The following is a 3,201-nucleotide window of genomic DNA, read 5'->3' on the forward strand; positions in this document are numbered from 1 at the left end:
CGATCCCGTTCCAGGCGGCGGCGAACACGCCGGTGATGGAGCTCATCCCGCCGCGGAACAGGCCGAGCATCGCGGCCAGGCCGGAGCGCACGGCCCCGAGCACGTTCACCGTGAGGACCACGTTGATCGCGTGCCACAGGAACTGGAACGCGCCGACCGCCATGTCCTTCGCGGCGTTCCAGGCGGATGCCCAGTCCCCGCGGAAGACCGCCGAGACGAAGCTGATCAGGCCCTGGATGAAGGTGATCGCCCCGCGGATGGCGCCGGCCAGGTGGTCGACGAATGCGCTGACGAGCAGCGTGATGAACCCGACGGCCACCGTGATTGCCCCGCCGAGGACGACGCCGAGCACCTGCGCGACCCGGCCCACAATCGGGGCCAGGAAGGTGAAGGCCGGCACCAGGGCGGACAGGATCAGGGCGCCCAGCGCGGAGATGGACGAGCCGAGCGAGGTGAGAGCCGGGCCGATGACCGCCCACGCGGACTGCACCGCAGCCACGATCCCGGCCCAGGCTGGTGCCACGTGCTGCACCCACAGGCGCGTGAACATCGGAGCCAGGACCCCGGTGACCCAAGTGGAGATCGCCGTGAAGATCGGCAGCAGGACGCCATTCCAAGCGTTCTGCGCCGCGGACACGATCCCCGCCCATGCCCCGTTCACGATCGTGCGGAACGACTCGAAGTGCGTGTACGCGAACACGAGACCCGCCACGAGCGCGGCGAGAGCGACCAGAACGATCCCGATGGGGTTGGCGGCCATGGCGGCGTTGAGCGCGATCTGCTTGGCCTGCAGGGCTGTCATGATCGCCGCCCACGCGGTCTTGGCCGTGGTCACGAGCCGGATGGTGCCCACGTAGAGGCCCAGGGCACCGCCGGCAGCGCCGAGCACCGCGGCGAAGAAGCCCAGGGCCGCCGCGTTCTGCTGCACCCACCCACCGAAGGCCGCGAGCGCGGGGACCAGGGAGTTCTGGAACCAGGAATGGACGATGAGCGCGCGGGCGGCGAGGGTCTCCATGAAACCGAGCAGCCCGCCCTGGGTGATGGTCCCGTTCGCACGGGCCCAGGCGTCGGTGAAAGCGCCGACGGCGGTCACGGCCATGCCCATCCAGGTGCCGAGGGCGCCGAAGACGGTGGCGCCGAGGGGTTCGAGCCAGACGAGGATGTTGTTCTTGAAGAGCTGCCAGGCCTCGGCGAAGTCCATGGTCTCCTGGCCGACGCCGAGGATGGAGTCCGCGGACTGGCCGGCGGCGCGGGTGAGGTCGTCGAGGTTCAGGGCGCCGGACTGCAGGGCCTCGATGAACTGGGGGGCGCCTTTGGTGCCGAAGACCTTGCCGGCGAGTTCGAGGGCGGCGGCCTGGTCGCCGGCGGTGATGTAGCCGTTGATCTCCCCGACGACGCGCTGGAACGCGGCCTGAGGGGCCTCTCCGTCCTTGGCGAGGGTGACCATGCCCTTGGACATGGCGGCCATCATCTTGTTCGAGTTCAGGCCCGCCTTGTCGAGCGAGCCGGCCATCACGGCGGTCTCCTGGAAGGAGAAGCCCAGGGCCTTCATGGCCGGGGCGTTGACACCGACCACGGTTGCGAGCTCGTTCATGCCGACGCCGGTGGCCTGGGAAACCTGGAAGAGGTGGTCCATGGCCCCGACGACGGCCTCGCCCTCGATGCCGAAGGCGTTGAAGGCCGCGGAGGTCTTGTTGATGTCCACGTCCTCGCCGAGGATCCGGCCGGCTTCGAGGTACTGGGCGGCGACGGTCTCGAGGGTGTCCCCGGACAGCCCCATGCGGGTGTTGATGTCCGCCACGGTGGAGCCGACCTGCTCGAACTCGGCCGGGACGGTCTGGCCTACCCGCTTGGCGGACTCCACGAGGCCGTCCAGGGCGTCCCCGGAGGCGCCGGTGCCCACTCGGATGGTGTCGGCGACGTCGTCGAACACCTCGCCGACCTTGTACAGGAACACGCCCGCGGCCGCGACGCCGGCCCCGGCGGCCGCGACCCCGGTGACCATGGCCCTGCCGAACCGCTCTCCGATCTGGGAGCCCGCGTCGTCGGCCTCGGACCCGGCCCCGGTGATCAGGGCCGGGCCGAAGTCCTTGAACGAGGGGAGGACCGGCAGCCAGACGGCTTCGTTGGCCTGGGGCATGGCGGGACCTCCTGAGGGTCAGGGCGTGGGCGCTCGTCCGATCGCGGCCAGAGCCTCGGCCTGAAGGGTTGCCATGCGGGCGTCGGAGCGGCGGCGGCGGGCCCGCGCCACGGCCGTCTCGGCCGGGCGGGGCGGCGGTGGCAGCTGTGGCTTGGCCTTCACGACGTCGGCCACGAGCTTGAACAGCGCCTCCGTGGCCCCGGTGAGCCGGTCCAAGCGCGCCTCCACCGGCCCGTACTCCGCCAGACGCGGCGGACCGGAGCGCTCCGGGATCTTGTCCAGGTGCGCTTCGATGAACTCGTCGTCCTCGAGCTGCGCCAGCTCCGTCCGCGAGCGCGGGGGGAGGCCTGCGATGAGGGTGTGGAGGCGGCGCCAGGTGTGGACCCCCCGGAAGGCGTCCAGGAGGTCCACGCCGTAGACGTCGAGGAGGTCGCACTCGATGTGCGGCCCGTACCTGTTGACGAGGTGGATCAGGTACGGGAGGGGGCTTCCCCCACGGGGCGCCAGCCCTGCTTGATGAGGCGGCGGATGACGCGGGGGTCTCGCTCGGTGCGGGTGCCGCCGGAGGGGCCGACGAGGTCGTGCTCCTCGGGGAGCTCGAAGAAGACCATGATGTCCAAGACGAGCTTCTCGAAGGCCTTGAACGGGGCGTTGGCGAGGAGGGGCTCGACGCGTTCCCACTGGTCACCGCAGAGGGTGATCAGCATGGCCTCCATGTCCCCGGACCGGTAGGCGCGGGCCCACTGCATGAGGGCGGCGCCGGTGGGGGCGGGGATGGAGATGGTCTCGGTCTCGGAGATGGGCAGCTCGAAGGGGGCGTGGCCGGCCTCCTGGACGTACTGGTCCCAGGTCTTGAACGTGGTGGTCTGCGGGGTGCTCATGGCTGGTGGGCCTCTCTGCGGGTCGGGTCAGGACTTCTTGGCGGGGGTTTTGCGGGCCGGGACGGCGTCCTTGGGGCGCCAGCCGCGGGCGGTGAGGTTCGTGCGCTCGGTGGGGGACGTGGGCGTCCACTCGCGCTTGCCGTCGGGGGAGATGAGGGGCTGGGGCTTGTCGGCCATGGG

The 3,201-nt window shown here is 70.8% G+C and carries 3 protein-coding genes; all 3 read right to left on the reverse strand.

The annotated features are described in order from the left end of the window. The coding region (locus Q4D18_RS11365) for a phage tail tape measure protein (protein WP_303128498.1) at window positions 1-2,140 on the reverse strand (2,140 nt) is incomplete at its 3' end. An 18-nt stretch (window positions 2,141-2,158) separates the two neighbouring features. Beyond that, window positions 2,159-2,551, reverse strand: a complete 393-nt coding sequence (locus Q4D18_RS11370) for a hypothetical protein (RefSeq protein WP_303128499.1) — start codon at window positions 2,549-2,551, stop codon at window positions 2,159-2,161. A gap of 59 nt (window positions 2,552-2,610) precedes the next feature. Next, window positions 2,611-3,021, reverse strand: coding sequence for a hypothetical protein (locus tag Q4D18_RS11375; RefSeq protein ID WP_303128500.1), 411 nt, complete (start codon window positions 3,019-3,021; stop codon window positions 2,611-2,613). Window positions 3,022-3,201 lie beyond the last annotated feature (180 nt).

Origin of the sequence: Micrococcus sp., assembly GCF_030523875.1 — a bacterium.
Lineage (GTDB): Bacteria > Actinomycetota > Actinomycetes > Actinomycetales > Micrococcaceae > Micrococcus.